At 70.9% G+C, this 20,456-nt stretch carries 16 protein-coding genes; all 16 read right to left on the minus strand.

Going from position 1 to position 20,456, the window contains the following annotated elements; genetic code table 11:
• Positions 1-2: 2 nt before the first annotated feature.
• From ACIBK0_RS27275 to asnB, 16 genes are read right to left on the minus strand one after another with little or no spacing between them, the layout of a single operon-like run.
• Positions 3-1,346, minus strand: coding sequence for a glutamate-1-semialdehyde 2,1-aminomutase (locus ACIBK0_RS27275; protein ID WP_399085256.1), 1,344 nt, complete (start codon positions 1,344-1,346; stop codon positions 3-5).
• A 6-nt stretch (positions 1,347-1,352) separates the two neighbouring features.
• A complete protein-coding gene (gene rfbC, locus ACIBK0_RS27280) occupies positions 1,353-1,904 on the minus strand; it encodes a dTDP-4-dehydrorhamnose 3,5-epimerase (protein WP_399085259.1) in 552 nt (183 codons plus the stop codon).
• Complete coding sequence (locus ACIBK0_RS27285) at positions 1,901-3,130, minus strand: polysaccharide pyruvyl transferase family protein (RefSeq protein ID WP_399085262.1); 1,230 nt, start codon at positions 3,128-3,130, stop codon at positions 1,901-1,903. The genes rfbC and ACIBK0_RS27285 overlap by 4 nt, the downstream gene beginning before the upstream one ends.
• Positions 3,127-4,074 (minus strand): glycosyltransferase family 2 protein, encoded by a 948-nt coding sequence (locus tag ACIBK0_RS27290; protein WP_399085265.1) that lies wholly within the window; start codon positions 4,072-4,074, stop codon positions 3,127-3,129. The genes ACIBK0_RS27285 and ACIBK0_RS27290 overlap by 4 nt, the downstream gene beginning before the upstream one ends.
• Positions 4,071-5,378 (minus strand): hypothetical protein, encoded by a 1,308-nt coding sequence (locus ACIBK0_RS27295; protein ID WP_399085268.1) that lies wholly within the window; start codon positions 5,376-5,378, stop codon positions 4,071-4,073. The genes ACIBK0_RS27290 and ACIBK0_RS27295 overlap by 4 nt, the downstream gene beginning before the upstream one ends.
• Complete coding sequence (locus tag ACIBK0_RS27300; protein WP_399085271.1) at positions 5,375-6,658, minus strand: DUF4910 domain-containing protein; 1,284 nt, start codon at positions 6,656-6,658, stop codon at positions 5,375-5,377. The genes ACIBK0_RS27295 and ACIBK0_RS27300 overlap by 4 nt, the downstream gene beginning before the upstream one ends.
• Positions 6,646-7,671, minus strand: a complete 1,026-nt coding sequence (locus tag ACIBK0_RS27305) for an NAD-dependent epimerase/dehydratase family protein (RefSeq protein WP_399085274.1) — start codon at positions 7,669-7,671, stop codon at positions 6,646-6,648. The genes ACIBK0_RS27300 and ACIBK0_RS27305 overlap by 13 nt, the downstream gene beginning before the upstream one ends.
• A 3-nt stretch (positions 7,672-7,674) precedes the next feature.
• The gene (locus tag ACIBK0_RS27310) at positions 7,675-8,322 is read right to left on the minus strand and encodes a PIG-L deacetylase family protein (protein WP_399085277.1); all 648 of its coding nucleotides are present in this window, start codon (positions 8,320-8,322) and stop codon (positions 7,675-7,677) included.
• A complete protein-coding gene (locus tag ACIBK0_RS27315; protein ID WP_399085280.1) occupies positions 8,319-9,113 on the minus strand; it encodes a sugar phosphate nucleotidyltransferase in 795 nt (264 codons plus the stop codon). Before ACIBK0_RS27315 ends, ACIBK0_RS27310 begins: the two co-directional genes overlap by 4 nt.
• A complete protein-coding gene (locus tag ACIBK0_RS27320) occupies positions 9,110-10,360 on the minus strand; it encodes a class I SAM-dependent methyltransferase (RefSeq protein WP_399085283.1) in 1,251 nt (416 codons plus the stop codon). The genes ACIBK0_RS27315 and ACIBK0_RS27320 overlap by 4 nt, the downstream gene beginning before the upstream one ends.
• Entirely contained in the window at positions 10,357-11,598 is a 1,242-nt protein-coding gene (locus ACIBK0_RS27325; RefSeq protein ID WP_399085751.1) for a glycosyltransferase, read from the minus strand. Before ACIBK0_RS27325 ends, ACIBK0_RS27320 begins: the two co-directional genes overlap by 4 nt.
• Before the next feature lie 2 nt (positions 11,599-11,600).
• Positions 11,601-12,833: an O-antigen ligase domain-containing protein gene (locus tag ACIBK0_RS27330; RefSeq protein ID WP_399085754.1), complete on the minus strand. Its 1,233-nt coding sequence runs from the start codon at positions 12,831-12,833 to the stop codon at positions 11,601-11,603.
• Position 12,834: 1 nt separating this feature from the next.
• Positions 12,835-14,376: a right-handed parallel beta-helix repeat-containing protein gene (locus ACIBK0_RS27335; RefSeq protein ID WP_399085285.1), complete on the minus strand. Its 1,542-nt coding sequence runs from the start codon at positions 14,374-14,376 to the stop codon at positions 12,835-12,837.
• Between the two features lie 8 nt (positions 14,377-14,384).
• Positions 14,385-16,328 (minus strand): alginate lyase family protein, encoded by a 1,944-nt coding sequence (locus ACIBK0_RS27340; RefSeq protein ID WP_399085288.1) that lies wholly within the window; start codon positions 16,326-16,328, stop codon positions 14,385-14,387.
• Entirely contained in the window at positions 16,325-18,505 is a 2,181-nt protein-coding gene (locus ACIBK0_RS27345) for a bi-domain-containing oxidoreductase (protein ID WP_399085291.1), read from the minus strand. Before ACIBK0_RS27345 ends, ACIBK0_RS27340 begins: the two co-directional genes overlap by 4 nt.
• Positions 18,506-18,521: 16 nt before the next feature.
• Positions 18,522-20,456 carry an asparagine synthase (glutamine-hydrolyzing) gene (asnB, locus tag ACIBK0_RS27350; RefSeq protein WP_399085294.1) on the minus strand — a complete coding sequence of 645 codons (1,935 nt, stop codon included), beginning with the start codon at positions 20,454-20,456 and terminating at the stop codon, positions 18,522-18,524.

Genomic DNA, 20,456 nt, shown 5'->3' on the forward strand with positions numbered 1-20,456 from the left:
CGTCACGCCAAGCGGCGGAATACGGGTTTCACCGGTCGTCCGCCCAGCCAGGGGGTGGGGTCGGCGGCATCCAGTGCCTTCCGGTACACCACACATGCCTGGGCCACCACGTCGACGGTGTGATCGATGTCGGCGTCGCTGAGCGCGCTGCTCACCACGAACGACGGGGCCAGCACCCCGCCCGCGAGGAGCCGGCGCAGGAACAGGGTGCGGTACTCCTGGGACGGCTGCCCGTTCTCGTCGAGGGTGGCGAAGACCAGGTTGCTGGCCCGGCCCCGGACGACGATGTGCTCGCCGACGCCCATGCCGGCCGCGGCATCGCGGACACCGGCGGCCAACCGTTCGCCGAGGGCGTGCAGCCGCGCGGTGACGCCCTCCTCGGCGTAGATGGTCTGCACGGCCATCGCGGCGGCCAGCGAGTGCGTTTCCGCACCGTGCGTGGTGGACAGCAGGAACACCCGCTCGCCGGAGTGACGCAGCCCGCCCCGCTCCATCAGATCGCGGCGCCCGGCCAGCGCGGAGACGGCGAATCCGTTGCCCAGCGCCTTGCCGAACGTGGAGAGGTCGGGGACGACGCCGTACAGGCCCTGGGCGCCCGCCTCGGACCAGCGGAAGCCGGTGATCATCTCATCGAAGATCAGTACGCAGCCGTGCCGGTCGGCCAGCTCGCGCAGGCCGGCGAGGTACCCGGGCGGCGGCTCGGTGTGGGTGGCGGGTTCGAGGATCAGGCAGGCGACCTCGTCCTGGTACCGGGTGAGCAGCTCCTCCGTGGCGGCCAGGTCCCCGTAAGGGAACGCCACGGTGAGCTCGTTGGTCGCCGCCGGAATGCCGGCGGACATCGGCGTGGTGCCGATGAACCAGTCGTCGGTGGAGAAGAACGGATGGTCGGCGCAGAGGGCGACCCGCGGGCGCCCGGTGGCGGCGCGGGCGAGGCGCACCGCGGCGGTGGTGGCGTCGGAGCCGTTCTTCGCGAACTTCACCATCTCGGCGGTCGGCACGGTGGCCAGGAAGCGTTCCGCGGCCTCGACCTCCACGATGGACGGCCGGACGAAGTTGCTGCCGCGGTCGATCTCCCGCCGCACCGCCTCGGTCACACGTGGGTGGGCGTGGCCGAGGCTGACCGACCGCAGGCCGGACCCGTACTCGATGTAGCGGTTGCCGTCGACGTCCCACACGTGGGCACCGCGGCCGCGGGAGATGACCGGGGCCAGGTCCTCGGGGTACTGGTCGTCGCCCTTGGCGTAGGTGTGCGCTCCCCCGGGGATCATGGCGTGCAGCCGCTCGTTCGCCGTCCGCGACCGGGGCAGAACGAACTCCGCGGTCTGTTCGGTGTGTTCGGTGGTCAACCGACTTCACCCTTCCTTGTGCTTCAGGACCTCGGCGAGGCTCGGCGCCTCCCGGTCCCGTTGGGACATCGACGTGACCGGCAGTGGCCAGGGAATGGCGAGTTCCGGGTCGTCGAAGGCGATCGTCACGTCCTCGGACGGATCGTGCTGACGGTCGATACGGTAAGAGATGTCCGCGGTTTCGGTAAGAGCCTGGAAGCCGTGCGCGCATCCCGCCGGGATGTACACGGTCTTCTGCGTCTCGCCGGACAGTTCGAAGAAGGCCCGGTTGCGGTAGGTCGGCGAGTCCGGGCGCAGGTCCACGACGACGTCGAAGATCTGCCCGTACGAGCATCGCACCAGCTTGGCCTCGCCGGCGCCGGAGCGCAGGTGCAGGCCGCGCAGTACGCCCCGGACCGAGCGGGACACGCTGTCCTGGACGAAGGCGTGCGGGTCGAGGCCCACCGAGCGGATCACGTCGGCGTCGAAGGTGCGGCAGAAGAATCCGCGTTCGTCGGCGTACGGTGTCGGCTCGAACAGGTATGCGCCGGCGATCTCCGGGACTTCGGTCGCTTTCATGGAGCCTTCCGTGGTGCGTGGGCGTGGTCGTTCGCCGGGAACAGGGTCGTGGTCAAGTCGGTGAACTGCTGCGCGAGTTGCTGAGCGGCGACCCCGTTTCGCTCGGTGAGGGTCTGCCGTAGCTCCGCCGCGTGTTTCTCCAGGTCCCGGAACTGTTCGAGCAGCCGGTCGGCGTCGACCTCGCGTGCCGGGTGGCAGTACGCGCCGAGGCCCATCCGGTCCATGAGCGCGTCGCTCTTCGCCGCATAGCAGAGGGCGAGTACGGGCGTTCCGGTCTTCAGGGCGCAGATCAGGTTGTGGTAGCGGACGGCCACCACGGTGTCGGCGGCCGCCATCTCGTTCATCAGGTCGGCCAGTGAGGCCGGTTCCGCCGCGGTGACCAGCGGTGAGTCGACCGCGTCGAGGATCGCGGCGACCACCGACTCGTCGCACTGGTCGCCGGTGAGCAGCCGGACCGGCCTGCCCTCCTCGACCAGCGTGCGGACGAACCGGATCGTCCCGTCGAGGTAGCGCCGGTGGATCTCCTCGGCCCGGGCGCGGTCGTCGTTGCCTCCGTGGAAGTCCATGACACCCAGGCAGACGAGCCCCGGCGAGCCTGCGGGCGCGCTCACCCGTGGTGTCGGCAGGGAGAACGCGAGGTCGGGGTAGACCTCGTCGCGCGCGGTGTCCACGCCCATCGCCCGCATCGCGTCGCGGGACGAGGCGTCCCGGTAGGACCGGTACGCGGCCAGCCGCGCCGACCAGCGCACCAGGGCCCGGGTCGGGCGGTTGCGGATCTCGGCGGCGCCGACGCTGACCAGCGCGACCCGGGTGCGCATCAGCCGTCCGCTCGCGCAGAGCAGGAACAGCGAGTACGGGAAGCCCCACGGCCGCAGCGGCAGGGTGGCCTCCAGGACGCCCATGCCCGGCACGATCACCACGTCGTGCCGGCGCACCCAGGCGGCGGTGCGGAAGACGTCGACGAGTTTGCCCAGACCCTTGCCCGCGATCGCGCCCGCACGCGACGCGGTCCGGTACTCCCCGCGGTACCAGTGCAGCCGTGTCGCGGGGATCCCGAACTTCGCCGTCACCGCCTCGGGCCCGCCGCACAGCGCGTCCACGACCGCCTCCGGGTGCTCGGCGCGGAGGTATCCGAGGACGGCCTCGAGTGACCCGTCGTTGCCGAGGTTGCCGGAGCCGAGCAGGCCGAACACTCCGACGCGCACCGGCGTTTCAGCTGAGGTCACGCCCGCCTCCCCTCACGTCCGGCGACGAGGGCGTCGACGGAGACGGTCAGCTTGGCCGGGTCGACCGGGGCGCGGTCCTCGACCCGCTCACCGGCGCCCGGCCGGACCCGGCTGGTCATCCAGGCGGCCATATGGCGGTAGCACGCACGCCGGTCGGCCGCGGACAACGGGGCCCGCCGGATCGCCGAGGCGAAGCCCCAGACGTACTCGGCGAGAAGCCGGGGCGTCGGGTGCAACAGGCCCGCCCGGCGCGGGTCCAGGTTGACGCACCGGGAGCGCTTGGACGGGTTGGCCCGCTCGGCGCGGGTGGGGTGGTCGCGGCGGAAGTACAGGAGTTCCGGCACCTGGTGGAAGCGCCCGTGCAGGGCGATCTCGGCGACGAACGTGCGGTCTGCGTGGTGGTAGCTGTCCATCGGCTTCACCCGGCGCAGCGCGTCGGCCCGGATCACCCCGTAGAAGTCGTCACCACCGGGTTCGAACAACATGCTGCGGAAGCGCTCCGGCGCGTGCGGTGAGCCGGTGGCGAGCGTGTACTCGTACGGGACCTTCACCTGGCCGTCGCCGTCGATGACCGCCTGATCGGCGTGCGCGAGGATCACGTCCGGCCGCTCGTCCAGCGCCTGGACGCAGCGCCGCAGCAGATCGCGGGCGTAAAGGTCGTCGTGCGAGGCCCACTTGAACAGCTCGCCGCGGCACTCGGCGAACACCCGGTTGTGGTTCGGCGTGGCGCCGACGTTCCGGGGCAGCCGGAGGTACCGGATGCGCGCGTCCTGCGCGGCGTACTTGCGGCAGATGTCCTCGGTCCCGTCGGTCGAGGCGTTGTCGGAGATGACCAGCTCGAAGTCCTCGTAGGTCTGGCCGAGCAGCGCGTCGAGGGATTCCGCCAGGTACTCCTCGCCGTTGTACACGGGCAGGCCGATGGTCAGCCTGGGTTGGGCGGTCATGAGGTCCTCACTTCGCGGATGGAATCGTGGCGGTGCTCGCGCAGAGCGGACCGCAGTTGCAGCCACCACACGGCCGAGCCGCTGACGGTCGCGGTGGCGACGCCCCAGGCCGAGCCGACCGTTCCGGCGACGGCCGCCCCGCCGAGCCCGCCGCTGACGTAGCAGGCGGAGGCGAACAGCTGGGAGCGCAGGCTGCGCCGCGCGGCGCCGAGCGCTCGCAGCCCGGCCGCCGCGCCGGTGCCGAGGCCGGCGCCGGCGACGCCGAGCGTGATCGGCGCGATGAGCTGCGAGGCGGAGTGCCAGACGTCGCCGAGTACGAGTTCGCCGAGCCGGTCCGGCATCAGCAGTAGCGCCGCGCCCCACAGCAGCGCGGCACCGGCCTGGCCGCCACCGAGGAGGAGGCAGAACCTGCCGAGGCGGTGCGGGGCCTGCCGCAGCACGCGTGCCGCTTCCGGGACCGTAACCAGCGAGAGACCCATGAGCACGGCGAGGAAGGGGCCCATCAGAAGCTCGGCGCCCCGCACCGCACCCACCGCGCCGAGCCCGACGATCGCGCCGAGCCCGTACGCCCGCAGCTGGCTCGCGCCGCTGAGGCAGGTGTTCTCGACCAGGTACCGGTAGCCGAGATCGCGCTGCTCGCGAAGCCACCCGCGCGCCTCGGTCACCCGGGGCCGGATGCCGGACTGGAGGTAGCCGTACCCCGCCGCCACCGTGGCGGACGCGCCCCAGGCGAGCACGAAAGCGGCCACGCTGCCCACGCGGGCCGCCACGACCATGGCGGGGACGAGCGCGACGCACCACACGAGGTCGTTGACGAACGCCTTGCGTCCGATGCCGGCGGCGAAGAACGAGAACCGCCAGGCGTCCTGCAGCAGCAGCCCCGGCAGCAGGACACCGAGACAGGCGAACGCGGGCCCCACGCGGCCGCCGAGACCGAGCCCGCCCACCAGACACACCACGCCGATGGCTGCGCCCACGCCGAGTGCGGTACCCGTCGAGCGGGCCACCGCCCCGCGCCAGGACGCGTCCGACACGCCGCTGAAGCGCACCGTGAGAGGGTCGGTGGCCAGCCCGCGGGAGACGTTGAGCACCACGCCGTAGGTCACCCAGGCCAGGCTGAACACGCCGAAGGCGGTCACCCCCAGCGAGCGGGCCACGTAGATGCCCACCGCGAAGTTGCTGATGCTGGAGGCCGCCTGGTCGGCCAGTCCCCACGACAGCCGGCCGACGAGGGCCCGCTTGGCGGATCCGGCCGGTGGCGCCACTGTCTGCGGATTCTCCCCCTCGACGGGCATCGACGTCATGTCTTGATCAGCCCGGCCTCGTGCAGGGCACCGGCCGCGTCGGCGACGGTGTCGAACGGCAGTCCGGACCGCTCGGCGACGTCCAGCAGACTGTGCTCGCCGTCGGAGAGGTTGAGCACCCAGAGCATGGCCATCTGGGCCTGCTTGGTGTCGCTGCGGCCGCCGAGCGCGTCGTACAACCCGCGTCGGCCCAGCTGTGGTTCGCCGTACGGGCTGAGGTTGACGTACTGACGGTTGCGGTCCAGGACGGCGAACGCCTCGCGGCAGACGGCGAGGGTGTCCGCCATCGCCTCCGGGGAGACGAAATCCAGGTTGTCCGCCGAGGTGTGGTACTCGGGGTAGCCCGCGTACGGGGTCCGGGTGAGCGAGCCGACGCCCAGATTGAACCCGGGCGAGCAGTACTGCCGCTCGTCGTAGCCGTACGGAGTGAACTCGTGGACCTGGTGCGGGCGTTCGGATGCGGCCAGCACGTGCCGCATCACCCGGTCGATCTCCGCGTCGCCGCGCCTGCTCTGCTTGTACGTCAACGAGCCCGGGTCGCCGGCGCAGGCCAGCACCACCCCGTGCTTGACCCGCTCCACCCGCTCCGCGTTGCGGGCCAGCCAGGTGATCGCCCCGATGGTGCCGGGCGCGAAGATGAACCGGTAGGTGTAGTACGGCGTTTCCTCGGCCAGCGCCCGGGCCAGGTACGTCGCCACCGCGACGCCGGCCATGTTGTCGTTGGCCAGCGACGGGTGGCAGACGTGGCAGGAGACGATCACCTCGTCGGCGACCTGCCCGGGAACCACGTGCTCGGCGTAGGTGAGGTGGCCGTCGGCGAGCGTGGAGTCGATGCGCACCTCGTACTCGCCGTCCGGCATCGCGTCCAAGGTCTCCTGGGCCAGGCAGAACCCCCACTCCGGCTTGTAGTAGCTGGTGCGGTACGGCACCCAGGACGGCTGGTCCGGCAGGGTGTGCAGGTGTCCGCGCAGCTCGGACAGCGGCATGGTCGCCGACACCGGCACGCTGTAGCCGAGCACGTGCAGGCTGGACGCGGCGAAGTCGACGACCCGGTTGCCGGCGGGGTCGGCGATGTACGCGTCCCGGATGTTCCACTCCTGCGGCACCGTCCAGTCGAGCACTTGCGTCCCGGTCGGCACCTCGTGCACCTGCAGCGGGATGTACTCGCCGACGATGTCCAGGGTGGCGCGCACACCGTCGCCGGTGATGCTCCGGCAGAGCGGGTACAGCCGCTCCACCAGTGCGTACATCTCATCGCCGTGCCCGGTCACCGGCGCCACCGCAGGGTGTCGTCGACGGTGCCCGCGTCGGACGCCGCGCGCAGCACGGCGAGGCGGGTGAAGCGCTGCTCGAAGTCCTCCCGGGTCAGCCCGTGTTTGCGGTAGGCGTCGGCGAGGTCGAGCGCGCCCTGCTTCACCGTCCACTCGCAGTCGAAGCCGGGGATCGCCGTGCGGAACCGGGAGAAGTCGACCCGGTACGACCGCGGATCGGCACCGTTCTCCCCGGTGATGTTCACCTTCGCGCCGGCCACCGCCTCGGCGACCTGCTCGGCGATCTCGGCGACCGTGACGTTGTTGATCTCGCTGCCGATGTTGAACGCCCGGTCGTGCACCGCTTCCCGCGGCGCGGTCAGCGCGGCCGTGAAGGCCCGTGCGATGTCGACGGCGTGCACCAGCGGGCGCCAGGGGGTGCCGTCGGAGAGCACCAGCACCTCGCCGGACAACAGCGCGTGGCCCACCAGGTTGTTCAGCACGATGTCGGCACGCAGCCGGGGCGAGTAGCCGAAGGCGGTGGCGTTGCGCATGAACACCGGGGTGAAGTCGCCGTCGGCCAGTTCGTGCAGGTCGTCCTCGACCCGCACCTTGGACTCCGCGTACGGCGTCACCGGGCGCAGCGGGGCGTCCTCGGCCACCAGGTCGTCGCCGCCGGCGGCGCCGTAGACCGAGCACGTCGACGCGTACAGGAAGCGCCGCACTCCGGCGTCGCGGGCCAACTGGGCAAGGCGTACGGACGCGTGGTGGTTGATGTCGTACGTGAGCTCCGGCGCCAGCGATCCCAGCGGGTCGTTGGAGAGAGCGGCCAGGTGGATCACGGCGTCGACCCCGGCGACGTGTTCGACCGTGACGTCGCGCAGGTCCACCCGGTGCCCCGGCGGGTCCGCGGGCACCGGGCCCAACACACAGTCGGCGAACAGGCCGGCGTCGAGGCCGACGACCTCGTGCCCGGCGGCGGCAAGGACCGGGGCCATGACGGTTCCCAGGTATCCCTGGTGTCCGGTCAGCAGTACGCGCATGGTTCAACCCCCCAGGTTGAGCTTGAGTTTGGTGACGGCGAACGCTTCGGCGTATCGCTCGTGGCATTCGATGCCGCGGATCCGTGCGAGGCCGAGGAAGGCCTCCCGGTCGTACCAGGGCCGGTGCCGCTGCGAGGGGTAGTGCTCCTGCAGCAGCCGCACCTTCTGCTCGGCGATCTCCGACGACAGTGGCTGGTACGCCGCCATACGGCCGAGGTCGCCGTCCCACTTGACGATCTCGTAGCCGAGCACGAGGTGGTCGCGGAAGGCGGTGGGTATCAGCTGCGCCAGGCCGCGGTGGTCCTGGTGCGCGTCATCGGTGCGCGGCGCCAGGATCAGGTCCGGGTCGGTCTGTCCACGCAGTTCCTCGACGGCGGCCTTGGCCTCGTCCCAGTGCACGGGCATGCGGCCGTCCGGCAGTTTGAGCACGGTCAGCCGCAGGTCGGCGCCCGGACAGAAGGCGGCGAGCGCGGCCCGCTCCTCCTGCTCGCGTTCGCTGCCGCCGCCGGAGAGCACCAGCGCGTCGACCCGGAGACCGGGGCGCGCGAGGCACATGGCGAGCAGCGTGCCGCCGGCGCCGATGGCGATGTCGTCGCAGTGCGCGCCCACCGCGACAATCCCGTCCGGACGCCCGGCCCCGAGCCCGATCACGCGCCCACCCCGGCGTTGTCCCGTTCCCACACGGCCCACGGGCGCTCGCCCCGGGCGTAGGCCTCGTCGAGCGCGGCCCGCTCCTTCACGGTGTCGGTCGGCTTCCAGAAGCCACGGTGCTGGTGCGCCACCAGCCGGCCGCGCTTGGCCAGTTGGGCGCATCCGTCGGCGACCAGGTCCCCGTTCTCCGGTATGTGGTCGAAGACCTCCTGGCGGAGCACGAAGTAGCCGCCGTTCTCCCACAGCGGCAGTTCGCTCACCGCGGTGATGCCGCCCACCAGGCCGTCCTCACCCAACTCCACGCAGTGGAAGGAGGATTGAGGCGGCACGACCATCATCGACGCACCGGCGTCGCGCTGGGCGAACCGGTCGATCATCTCCGGCAGCGGGGCGTCGGTGAGGACGTCGGCGTAGTTGGCGAGGAACATCTCGTCGCCGTCCAGGTGGTGGCGCACCCGGCGCAGCCGCTCCCCGATCGGTGACTCGATGCCGGTCTGCGCGAAGGTGATCGTCCAGTCCGAGATGTCGGTGGACAGCAGCTCGGTGCGGCCGCCGCGCAGCACGAAGTCGTTGGACGTCGTCTCCTCGTAGTTGAGGAAGAAGTCCTTGATGTGGTGGGCCCCGTACCCGAGGCACAGGATGAACTCCGTGTGACCGAAGTGCGCGTAGTAGCGCATGACGTGCCAGATCAGCGGCCTGGGGCCGACCATCGCCATCGGCTTGGGTACGTCGTCGGAGGTTCCGTTGCGCATCCGCATCCCGTAACCGCCGCAGAACAGAACGACCTTCATGCTGTGACCTTTCGAGACGCGACCTCGACAATGCTCAGTTCCGGGATGGGAAAGACGAGCCGGCCGCCCCAGTCGTGCACGAAGGACAGCTGCTCGACCAGCTCGGCCCGCAGGTTCCACGGGAGGATGAGCACGTAGTCCGGCTTGTCGGCGGCTATCTGCTCGGGCGGCAGGATCGGGATGCGGGTGCCCGGGGTGAACCTGCCGTGCTTGTAGGGGTTGCGGTCCACCGTGTACGCCAGCAGGTCGGGCCGGATGCCGCAGTGGTTGAGCAGGGTGTTGCCCTTGCCCGGCGCGCCGTAGCCGACGACCGTCTCGCCGCGCTCGGCCGCCTCGATGAGGAACTTGAGGAGGTCCCGGCGCACCTTGGCCACGCGGTCGGAGAACTCGGTGTATCCGGACAGCTCCTGCAGCCCGGCGGCCTTCTCCCGTGCCAGTACGTCGGCCACCCGCTGCGTCGGCTCGCCGGCCACCTCGGCCGGACGGGCCCACAGCCGGATGGAGCCGCCGTGCGTGGGCAGCAACTCGACGTCCACAAGTGTGAGTCCGCCGCTGGCAAGGGCACGGATCGCGGACGCGACCGTGTAGTACTGGAAGTGCTCGTGGTAGATCGTGTCGTACTGGTTCTCCTCGATCAGGGTCAGCAGGTGCTGCACCTCGATGGAGACCCAGCCGTCGTCGGCGACCAGGGCGCGCAGCCCCTGGGTGAACCCGACCACGTCGGGGATGTGCGCGTACACGTTGTTGGCCACGACCAGGTCCGCCGGGCCGTGTTCGGCGCGGACGTTCGAGCCGGTGTCCGGGCTCAGGAACTCCGTGAGCGTGGGCACACCGGCGTCCCGCGCCGCTGCCCCGACGTTCACCGAGGGCTCGATGCCGAGGCAGCGGATCCCCCGGTCCACCACATGCCGCAGCAGGTACCCGTCGTTGCTCGCGACCTCGACCACGAAGGCGTCGGCGCCGAGACCCACGCGCTCCACGGCGTCGGCGACGAACGTGCGCGCGTGCTCCACCCAGGAGGTCGAGAAGGAGGAGAAGTACGCGTACTCCTTGAACGTCTCCTCCGGCGTGATCAGCGGCGGGATCTGCGCCAGCCAGCAGTCGGTGCAGACCCGCAGGTGCAGCGGGTACGCCGGTTCCGGCTGGTCCAGTTGGTCCGCGGCGAGAAAGCTCTCACACGGCGGGGTCGCCCCAAGATCGACGACGCTCGCCAGTGTCGCCGAGCCGCAGAGTCGGCATCGTGTCATCTGCTGTTCCCATCCCCCCTGCTCGCGCGGGTGTCTCCGCCGCGAGTCTGTGCTGACCGACCCGCGATCGCGGTGCGGTACTCCTCCAGCAGGCGCTCCAGCCCGACTTCCGGGCTGAAACCCTGTTCGTAACGGAGCCGGGCCGCCTGGCCCATCTCCCGGTTGCGGGCCGACGCGGCCGCGATCCCGCGTATGCAGGACGCGAGCGAGGCGGGCTCGCCCGGCCGGTGCAACAGCCCGGTCACGCCGTCCTCGACGAGTTCGACGAAGGCGCCGTGGCGGGCCGCGACGACCGGGACCCCGGCCGCCATCGCCTCTACCACCACCAGGCCGAACGCCTCAAGCCACGTCGAGGGAGCCACCACGGCGACCGACCGCGCGATGGCCTTCTGGCACTCCGCCGTGTCGTACAGGCCGACGTACTGCACGTCGTCCCGGCCCGCCGCCCAGGCGGTGACCTCTGCGTCCAGTGGTCCGGTGCCGGCGATCACGAGCGGTACGCCCACCCCGCCGCTCGCCGCGATCTCGTCCCACGCGGCCATGAGCAGCCGTACGCCCTTGGCCTCCGCGAGCCGGCCGAGATAGAGCAGATGTTCTCCGGCGCCTGATCGGAGGGCATCCGGGTCGGGCACGAAGTTGTGCTTCACCGCCAGCCGTTCGGCCGGCATGCCGGCCCGTACCAGGACGTCGCGCTGCGCCGCGGAGATGCAGAGGAACCGCTCCACGCCGGACCACCAGCGCCGCCGGTTGGCCGACAGGCTGACCGCGAGCGGCACCGTCGCGAGGCGGGAGTTCCGGTAGCAGCCGTGCCGGACGGCGGGCAGCGGCGTCGACCCGACGCACTCGGTGCACGGCCGGCCGTCCCGCTGCAGCGTGCCGGGCGGGCAGACCTGGGTGTAGTTGTGCAGCGTGGCGACGGCGGGCACGCCGGCGTCGGCGCAGGCGGCAAGCACCGCGGGCGACAGGAGTGGGAAAACGTTGTGGACGTGGACCACGTCCGGCCGCTCGGTGCCCAGCCGGGCGGCGAGTTCCGTGCGGACCGCCGGGTTCCACGGCACCCGCAGTGGCACCGCGGCCTTGGCGAGGAGGGACATGGCGGCGATGTCGTCGCTGCGCCGCTCGAAGACCTCGACCCGGTGGCCGGCCGCGCGCAGCAGCTCCACCTCCTGGTCGACGACCTTGTTCTCGCCGCTCGGCTGCGCCGAGGCGTAGCGGTTGTGCACCACGAGGATGTACATGCTCACCTCGCCTCCGATCTCTGGGCCCAGCGCGGGACGTGTCGTCGAGCGACGTCGGGCGTCGCGAGGGGTGTGGCCGAGGCTGGTGCCGCCAACAGCGAGGCGGCCAGGGCGAGATGCAGAAGATACGGCGAGGCGTCGCCGAGACCGGCCTCGGTGTACGACGCGATCGCGCAGTAGCTGATCAGGAAGATCGCGCAGGCCCTCTGCAGCGACGGTGGCCGCAGCAACGCGACGCCGCCCAGCACGATGATGATCGCCGCGACGAGGGTGACGCCGATCAGACCCTGCTCGTTGTAGACGGCCAGCCAGCTGTTGTCGATCGGCAGCCCGCCGAACGACTTGTCGCCCAGGCCCACGCCGAACAACTTCTCCCCGGTCGACCGGGGCGCGGCCAGCAGGGCGTCCCAGACCTTGGCCCGACCGGTGAGGCTGGAGAAGTTCTCCTTGCTCTGTCCGCGCAGGAACCACGCCTGCAGCATGGAGGCGAACCCCACCGCGGCCACCGTGGCGCACACCACCGCCCAGGTGAAGAAGCGGCGGGCCGCGGCGCTGGTGAGCAGGAGCGAGCCGATCGCCAACACCAGCCCGAGCATCAGGCCGAGCGTGGCCGTCCGGGTATGGGTCAGCGCGAGCAGGACGAGTGACGGCACGATGACCACCGCCGCACTGGTCCTGTCGGTCCGGCGGCCCAGGAGGAGCAGCACGGTGAGCCCGATGATCACCGCGGCGTACTGGCCGATCTGCGGCGGGGTGAGCGGCCACAACGCGCCGACCAGGCGTCCGCCGTAGAGGTCGGGCAGAGCCGCGCTGGGTGAGACGACCAGGCCGGCGGCCACCGACCCGAGCACCGCGAAGTACATCCGGATGTGGTGCCGTACGAACGTCAGGCTGCCGTCCCACCAGCGGCTGAGCAGCCACAGCGTGCAGACGAAGAGAGTCAGCCGGAAGCAGCGGAACAGCGCACCGAACCCGGACTCCAGTTGCACGCTGGAGATCAGGCTCGTCACCAGCAGCAGGGTGAGCAGGAGCACGTACGCACTGGCTCGGATGCGCAGTCGGAGATTGACCGCGAGCGCCAGCGTGAACGCGGCGACCAGCGCACCCATGGTGACCAGCTGGATGAGGGAACGGGGCAGCGGGACGATGGTCTTCGCCCCGGCCGAGCCGAGCGTGTTGAGGACCAGCAGCCCCCAGACCACTCCGACGATCTTCGGCGTGCGCTCCGCCTCCATCTCAACCACCGGCCCGTGGGTCGAGGGTGCTGCCCGCGTCCTGCTGGTAGGGCATGCCCTGCCAGCTCTCGAAGTCGAGCACCCGGCTCGGGTCGTGGGCGACGAACTTCCACGGTCCGACGTAGACGTTGTCGTGCCAGCGGTTGTGCTGCTTCTGGGTGATCGCGTCGGCCACCTTCTCGCCCTTGTACGGCGACCAGTCCGGATAGGTGCCGTAGTTGGACAGCACCGCCATGCGGTCGCACTTCGCCGTGCACTTGACGACGGACTTGTCCAGCACGAAGCGGTTGTCGTGGATGTCCACCCGCTGGGTCTTCCACCGGCAGTCGGCGTAGAGCGGCGCCTTCGCGATCGCCGACTTCGCGCAGCTGGCGGTCTTCTTCACCAGCAACGTGCAGTCACCGGACGAGGTGTTGGCCGGGCTGTTGCAGAACCGGTCGGCGTTCTCCCACAGGGTGATCCCGGACCAGTTGTTCTCCAGTACGTTCCGGTAGATCTCGATCTTGTCGGTGCGGGCCTTGATCCGGGGTTCGCCGCCCGACTCGGACAGGTAGATGGTCGCGAACGGGAAACTGTCGCCGCTGTCGGCCGCCTTGCGGCCCTCCACCCAGTTGTTCCGCCGGATCGTGTTGTTCCGGATGATCGCGTTGTAGCTGATCTCGTAGATCAGCGCGGCACCGTCGTTGGCCTCCAGCACGTTGTTCTCGATGAGGAAGTCGTTGTTGTTGGTGTCCGCCCACAACCCTGTTCCGCGGTTGTCGTGCACCCAGTTGCCGCGCACGTCGGCGCCGTCGACGGCCCAGAACTTGATGCCACCGGTGCAGCCGCAGCCCGGTTTGCGCCGCTCCCAGTCGCCGGTGTTGTTGCCCACGATCTCGTTACCCTCGACCACCAGGCCGGTGATACGGCCCTTGCCCTTGTACGCGTTCATGCCGTACTGGCCGTTGTCGCGCAGGCAGTTGGCGCGGACCTGCTGACGGGCACCGGCCATCAGTCCGGCACCGGAGTTGTCCCGGATCGTCGAGTCCTCGATCATCCACCCGTCGGCCGAGTCGTGGTTGACCACGCCTTCGTCCATCGGGGCCACGAAATGCTGGACGGTCAGATAGCGGATGGTGACGTCGCGGGCACTGCCGCTGAACGCGTACTGGTTCTTCTTCCCGCCGTCGAGCACCGCGCCCGGCGCACCGAGGTAGCGGTCCCCCTTCTTGGGAACGACCTGGGCGTAGCGGTCCGGGTCGAGACGATGCTTGCCCGGCCGAAGCCAGAACGTGGTGTTCGGGGGGTTGCTCTTGGTCTTCGCCGCCAGGTCACCGACCTTCGCGGGGTCGACCGTCACCGCGCCCGCCGGGGCCTTGGTCGGCCCGGCCGCGGGGTTGGCGCACACCCGGGCCAGGGACGTGGACCGCGCCCCGGACGTGGTCGGCACGGCGGTCGGGTTCGCACTGGCTTCCGGCGTGCTGCCGTCACAGCCGGTCGCCGCCAGCAGGGCCAGCGTCAGCGGTGCCACCGCCAACGCCCAAGGCCGCCTCTTGATCCCCACGTGCCCCCCTAGCCGCGGAACCTGAGCACGGTGGTGAAACCCTCCGTGCCGTCGGTGGAGCCGGTGCCGATCAGGGTGGTGGCGGGTTCCTTGCGCCCGAAGCCGGCGGAGTACCAGCCCAGCGGCGGCTCGCTCTCGCCGCGATGCGCCTGCCAGGACAGTTGAGCGGGCAGGTCGAGTACGGCGGAGCGGTCCTCGCCGTCCCGGGTCCAGGTGAGTTGTGCCCGGTTCTCCACCAGGTCCGCGGTGATCGCCGGGCCGAGGTGGAAGGCCAGGTTCACGGTCCGGCGCAGGCCGCTCACCTCGTCGACCAGCCTCAACTCCTGGCTCTCGGCCGTCAGTTCCACCCGGCGGCGATGCACGGAGCCCTGGTAGCCGTCGTGTTCGGCGGACCAGCGGGCCACCCGCTCGCCGGATGTGTCCGCGACCAGGACACGGGTCTGGGCATGCCGGGTCCACAGGAACGGGCCGCCGGAGACGGACTGGTCACCGCCGTCCAGCTGCAGGGTGTTGTGGCCGAGGGTCGACCGGAAGTACTGCCGCCATTCGGGCTGCCCGTGATAGCAGTACGTCCCCGGGTCGGCGAGCACGTCGACCCCGTCGTGCCGGACCTCCACGGACAGCGCGTCCGCGTGGGCATGCGCGGCGATGGACAGGAAACCGTGCGGGCCGCCGTCGCAGCGGCACCAGATCTCTTCCGGGCCGCGCAGGATCGTCATGCCCGCGTCGGCGAAGTGTGCCGGTCGGCTCGCCGGGCGGGTCACGGACAGTTCGGTGGGTTTGATGAGCGCGGCCAGCAGCGGTGTGCGCACATCACTACCGGTCACCGCCGGCCACCAGTCGAGCCGGCCGAACACGGCGTCCCCGGTGGCCAGCAGCGAGCCCCAGCGGTCGGTGCCCGCGCCGTCCACGATCAGACCGTGCCCGTCGTCCGCGTCCCCCTGACGCGGCGGCCGGAGCCGGTTGTCCACGACGGCCGCGAGCGCGTCGGTCATCCGCAGCAGTACCAGCCGGACGGAGGCGGGGACCGGCACTCCGGCGGCATCTGCCTCGGCCACCGCGGCCAGACCGAGTTCCAGCACCAGTCCGTGATACTCGGTGGCCAGCTCGCGGTTGAGGCCGGAGACGTAGGTGTTGCTGCGCAGTTGCCGCTCCAGCGACCGCAGCGCGCCGGCCCGCCAGCGCGCCGAGGAGGGGAACCAGTCGAACGCGCAGGCCGCGGCCAACTGCCCGGCATCCTCGGCGATGACGTGGTTGTTCGCCGAAGAGCCCCGGCTGGGGAAGGCGGCCAGCCAGCGCTGGTGGTGCCAGATCTGGTTCAGCGCCACCGGGTTGTCCTCGAACAGCCCGGCCGCGCCCGGCCAGCCCTCGAGCAGCCGGCGGATCCACACCCAGGACAGCAACCGGATACCCAGCTCGATGCCGCTGACCCAATGGACGCCGCGCAGGGGTGGGTTGGCCGCCCACCACGACCGCAGGTGCTCGGCCACGCGCTCGGCGTACCGTTCGTTCCCGGTGATCGCGTAGGCGGCGGCGAGCACGGTCAGGTACTGGTGTCGGGACGGCTCCCAGATCTGCTTGATGTCCCCGACCGTGCCCTCGTCGCGGTACGGCACGTCGAAGGCGTACACCTGCGGAGCCCGGCGCCCGGTCTTCGGGTCGTACGACCAGTCCGGGTCGGCCAGGTCGTCGCGGTCCACCCCGAAGAACTCGCCGAGCCCGTCCATCAGCCGGTCCGCCTCGGCGACGAGACGCTTCGCGGCGTCCGGAGCTACGGCGGCGATCGTGCCCGCGGGCAGGACCGCGGTGAACCGGGCGCCGGTCACGCTCGGGCAGTCGGGCTGCGCCGACCGCCAGCGCCGCCTGCGCACCGCGTCGCCCACCCGGCCCGCGACCTCCTGCGGTCCCATCCGGGACAGCCGCCGGAGGTACCAGCCCGCGCTCATGGTCATCGGGACCTCGCCAACGTCACCGGCGCGCCACCGGGCAGGCCGGCCTGCACGGCGAGGGTGGCCGCCGTAGTGGCGACCAGCGACTCCAGCGGCACCGGCATCCGCCCGCCGGTCCGAACTGCCTTGATGAACGCGGCCAGTTCGGCGTTCTGACCCTTGTCCCGGGCCTTGGGCAGCCGCGAACTGACCCACTTCTTACGGCCGTACACCGAGGCACGCACGAAGTCGTCGAGCCGCAGTGCGCGGCCGTCCGCGACCAGGTCCAGGGTCTCCTTGGGGAAGCCGGACGGGCCGGTGGTGACGTAACTGATGGTGGCGGTTGACCCGTCCGGGTAGCGCAGCACGACCTGCAGGTCCTCGTTGCCGGACGTGGCGGTCGCGTACACCGAGACCGGGTCCGCGTCGAGCAGCCAGCTCGCCGTGTCGATGAAGTGGCCGCCCTCGCCGGCGAATCGTGAGCCCTCGGTGCCCTGTTGGAGGTACCAGCTGCCATGCTGCAGTCGGCCCGCGTTCACCAGGTAGCGGAGGTTCGCCGGACCGGTCCGGGCGCCGAACCTGTTCTTGGCCTCCTGGAGCAGCGGCGCGAACCGGCGGTTGAAGCCCACCTGCAGCCGGTCGTTGCCGGACTCCTCCACCGCCGCGAGCACACCGGCCAGCTCGTCCTCGGTGAGAGCCAGGGGCTTCTCGACGAACACGGTCTTCCCGGCCAGCAGTGCCTTCCGGGTCAGTTCGGCGTGCGAGCTGTGCCGGGTTACTACGAACACCGCGTCGACGGACTTGTCGCCGAGCACGGCGTCGAGATCGGTGGTCGCCTCTTCGAAGCCGAACTTCCGCTGCGCGTTGGCCGCGGACAGCGCCGTCGTGGTGACGACCGTCGACAGCTTCACGCCTTCGCGCTGTGCCAGGTGCGGCAGCAGCATCGACGTCGCGTAGTTCCCCGCGCCGATGAAGGCCAGACGCACCGGCGAACTGGCGGCCCGAGCCGGACTCGGCTTCACAGTCACCGCGGGCACGGCCACCGCCGGGGCCTCCGACTCGGCCTTCTCGGCCTCCTGTTCGGGGTACCGGAACAGCACGGCCACGGCCTTCAGTTCGCCGTCCTTCAGGCGCTGGTACGTCTCGACTGCGTCCTCGAAGTCGGCGACGTGGGAGATCAGGGGTTCCACGTCGACGCGCCCGCGGGCCATGAGATCGAGGAAGCACGCCAGGTTGCGGCGCTCGGTCCAACGCACGTAGCCGATCGGGTAGTCGCGCCCCTCCAGCTCGTACGAGGGGTCGTAGCGCCCGGGGCCGTAGCTGCGGGAGAACCGGACGTCGAGTTCCTTCTCGTAGTACGCGTTCCACGGCAGGTCCAGGCGGCACTTGCCGATGTCGACGACCCGGCCGCGGTCCCGGCAGAGCCGGGCGGCCAGCTCGACGGGCTGGTTGCTGCCGCCGCCGGCGGCCAGGTACACCTGGTCCACGCCGTGGCCGTCGGTGAGTTCAGCGACGGCGGTCTCCACGGCGGCGGACCCGGGATCGCCGCAGGTCGCGGCGCCGAGGCGCTCGGCGAGTTCGCAGCGCGCCGGGTCGGGGTCGGCGCCGACGACGCGCACTCCCGAGGCGGTGAGGAGCTGCACCACCAGCTGCCCGATCAGGCCGAGGCCGATGACGAGTGCCACTTCGCCGAGCTGCGGCTCGCCCTGGCGGACGCCCTGCATCGCGATCGACCCGACGGTGCCGAAGGCCGCGTGCCGCGGCGCGAGGCCGTCCGGGACCGGGGTGTAGAGGTTCTTGGGCACCCAGTTCAGCTCGGCGTGCAACGCGTGCTCGTTGCCGGCGCAGGCCACGAGGTCGCCGACCTTCACGTCGTCGATCCCGGCGCCGACCTGCTCGACCACCCCGCACAGCGAGTAGCCCAGCGGCGTGTAGGAGTCCAGCTTGCCCATCACCTTGCGGTAGGTGGCGGGCACTCCGTTGGTGGCCACGCTCTGCATGACCTTGGCCACCTGGTCGGGCCGGGAGCGGGCCTTGCCCAGCATCGACATGCCGGCCTCGGACACCTTCATGAGCTCGGTGCCGGTGGAGATCAGCGAGTAGGCGGTGCGGACCAGCACACCGCCCGGCTTGCACCCCGGCACCGGAACGTCGAGCACCGCCAGCTCGCCGCTCTTGTAGTTCTGTACGACCTGTTTCACCGAAGTCCTCTTGTTTCTACGCCGTCACGGGGGAGTTCTTGCCGGACCCGGAGGTCGCGTCGCGATACCAGTACTCGAGGGTCAGCACGTGCCACAGATGCTTGGAGAAGTCCTGCTGCCCGGCGGCGTCCTCGGCGACCATCCGCGCCAGCGCGTCGCGGCGCAGGATCCCGGAGCGGACGAGCTCGCCGTCGTTGACCACCTCGCGCACCAGCGGTGCCAGATCCCGGCTCATCCAGGCGCGCAGCGGGGCGCTGAACAGGCCCTTGGGCCGGTACACGATCTCCCGGGGCAGGATCGAGGTGGCCGCCTCCTTGAGAACGGCCTTGCCCTGCCGTCCGGCGATCTTGCGATCGCCGGGCACGGCGAACGCCGCCTTGACCACCTCGACGTCCACGTACGGCACCCGCACCTCGGTCGACGCGGCCATGCTGGAGCGGTCCGTGTAGGCGAGGTTCAGGCCCGGCAGGAACATCCGGGCGTCGCCCAGGCACATGCGGTTGACGAAGTCGTCGAGGTCGTTGTCCTGGTAGATGTCCGCATGTTCGGTGAGCACGTCGTCGACCGTCCCGGCCAGGTCCGGATCGACCAGGGCGAGCAGCTCGTCCTGGTCGTACATGGTGTAGCTGCGCCGGAACGCGGTCTCCTCCGGCAGGTCGGCGAAAGAGAGGAACCGCTTCGCGAACCGCACCGACCGGAATCCCCGGCGGGAGGTGGCGACCGGCAGCCGGTCCACGGCCGCGGACACCCCGCGCCGCAGCGGCCGCGGGACGCGCTGGTAGCGCAGGGCAAGGAGGTTGGCCAGGTGCTTGCGGTACCCGGCGAACAGCTCGTCTGCGCCCATCCCCGAGAGCATCACCTTGACGCCGGCCTCCCGGGCGGCCGAGCAGATCAGGAAGGTGTTGATCGCTGCGGGGTCGCCGATCGGCTCGTCCAGGTGGTACGTCATCTGCGGCAGCAGGTCAAGTACGTTCGGGGCGATCTCGATCTCGTGGAGGTCGACGCCGAACCGCTCGGCGACCTGCCGGGCGTAGCGCAGGTCGTCGGGCATGGCCTCGAACTTGGCGTCCTCGGCGCGGAATCCGATCGTGTAGGCGGAGATCCCGGGTCGGTCGCGGGCCGCCAGCGCGGTCAGGTAGCTGGAGTCCAGCCCGCCGGACAGGAAGGTCGCCACGGGTACGTCGGAGAGCAGGTGCTGCCGGGTCGACTCCTCGACGATGGCTGCCAGGTCCGGCAGTTCGCCGCTCCGGGCCCGCTCCCGGCCCTCGGCGGCGACGTCCTTGAGGTTCCAGAACCGGCCGCGCTCCACCCGGCCGTCGGGCCGGCACCGCAGCCAGCTCCCCGGCGGCAGCTTCTCCGCCTCGCGGAAGGCGCACCGCGAGTCCGGCACCCAGTAGTAGAGCAGCGAGGCCACCAGTGCCGCGTGGTCCACCTCCAGCTTGCCGCCGGTCGCGGTGGCGAGCGCCTTGAGCTCGGAGGCGAACACCAGGCCCTCGCCACGCTGGAGCAGGAACAGCGGTTTGATGCCCAACTGGTCGCGGACCAGCACCAGTTCACCGGTGCGCTCGTCGAAGATGCCGAACGCGAACATGCCGCGCAGCCGGGGCAGGCAGTCCGTGCCCCAGCGCCGCCAGGCCTCGAGCAGCACCTCGGTGTCGGAGGTACCGCGGAAGCCCACCCCGGCGGCCGCCAGCTCGGCCCGCAGCTCCGGCGCGTTGTACAGCTCGCCGTTGTACGTCAGGACGAGGCCGTCCTTGACCATCGGCTGGGCGCCGGTCTCGGACAGGTCGATGATGGACAGCCGGCGGTGCCCGAGGTGCACTTCGCCGTCACCGACGGGGTGGCTGTACCGGCCCGCCCCGTCCGGACCGCGGTGGGCGAGGGTGTCGGTGAGCCGGTCGGTCACGACCTTCCCGTCGGGCCATCGGTAAGTGCCTGCGATGCCACACAT

This window comes from Streptomyces sp. NPDC050564 (genome assembly GCF_044457265.1).
Lineage (GTDB): Bacteria > Actinomycetota > Actinomycetes > Streptomycetales > Streptomycetaceae > Streptomyces.

What these genes read in the sequence shown, in the direction of transcription:
- rfbC (WP_399085259.1), bottom strand. Translation starts at nt 1,904, where the DNA reads ATGAAAGCGACCGAAGTCCCGGAGATCGCCGGCGCATACCTGTTCGAG.
- ACIBK0_RS27290 (WP_399085265.1), bottom strand. Translation starts at nt 4,074, where the DNA reads ATGACCGCCCAACCCAGGCTGACCATCGGCCTGCCCGTGTACAACGGC.
- ACIBK0_RS27295 (WP_399085268.1), bottom strand. Translation starts at nt 5,378, where the DNA reads ATGACGTCGATGCCCGTCGAGGGGGAGAATCCGCAGACAGTGGCGCCA.
- ACIBK0_RS27305 (WP_399085274.1), bottom strand. Translation starts at nt 7,671, where the DNA reads ATGCGCGTACTGCTGACCGGACACCAGGGATACCTGGGAACCGTCATG.
- ACIBK0_RS27315 (WP_399085280.1), bottom strand. Translation starts at nt 9,113, where the DNA reads ATGAAGGTCGTTCTGTTCTGCGGCGGTTACGGGATGCGGATGCGCAAC.
- ACIBK0_RS27320 (WP_399085283.1), bottom strand. Translation starts at nt 10,360, where the DNA reads ATGACACGATGCCGACTCTGCGGCTCGGCGACACTGGCGAGCGTCGTC.
- ACIBK0_RS27325 (WP_399085751.1), bottom strand. Translation starts at nt 11,598, where the DNA reads ATGTACATCCTCGTGGTGCACAACCGCTACGCCTCGGCGCAGCCGAGC.
- ACIBK0_RS27330 (WP_399085754.1), bottom strand. Translation starts at nt 12,833, where the DNA reads ATGGAGGCGGAGCGCACGCCGAAGATCGTCGGAGTGGTCTGGGGGCTG.
- ACIBK0_RS27340 (WP_399085288.1), bottom strand. Translation starts at nt 16,328, where the DNA reads ATGACCATGAGCGCGGGCTGGTACCTCCGGCGGCTGTCCCGGATGGGA.
- asnB (WP_399085294.1), bottom strand. Translation starts at nt 20,456, where the DNA reads ATGTGTGGCATCGCAGGCACTTACCGATGGCCCGACGGGAAGGTCGTG.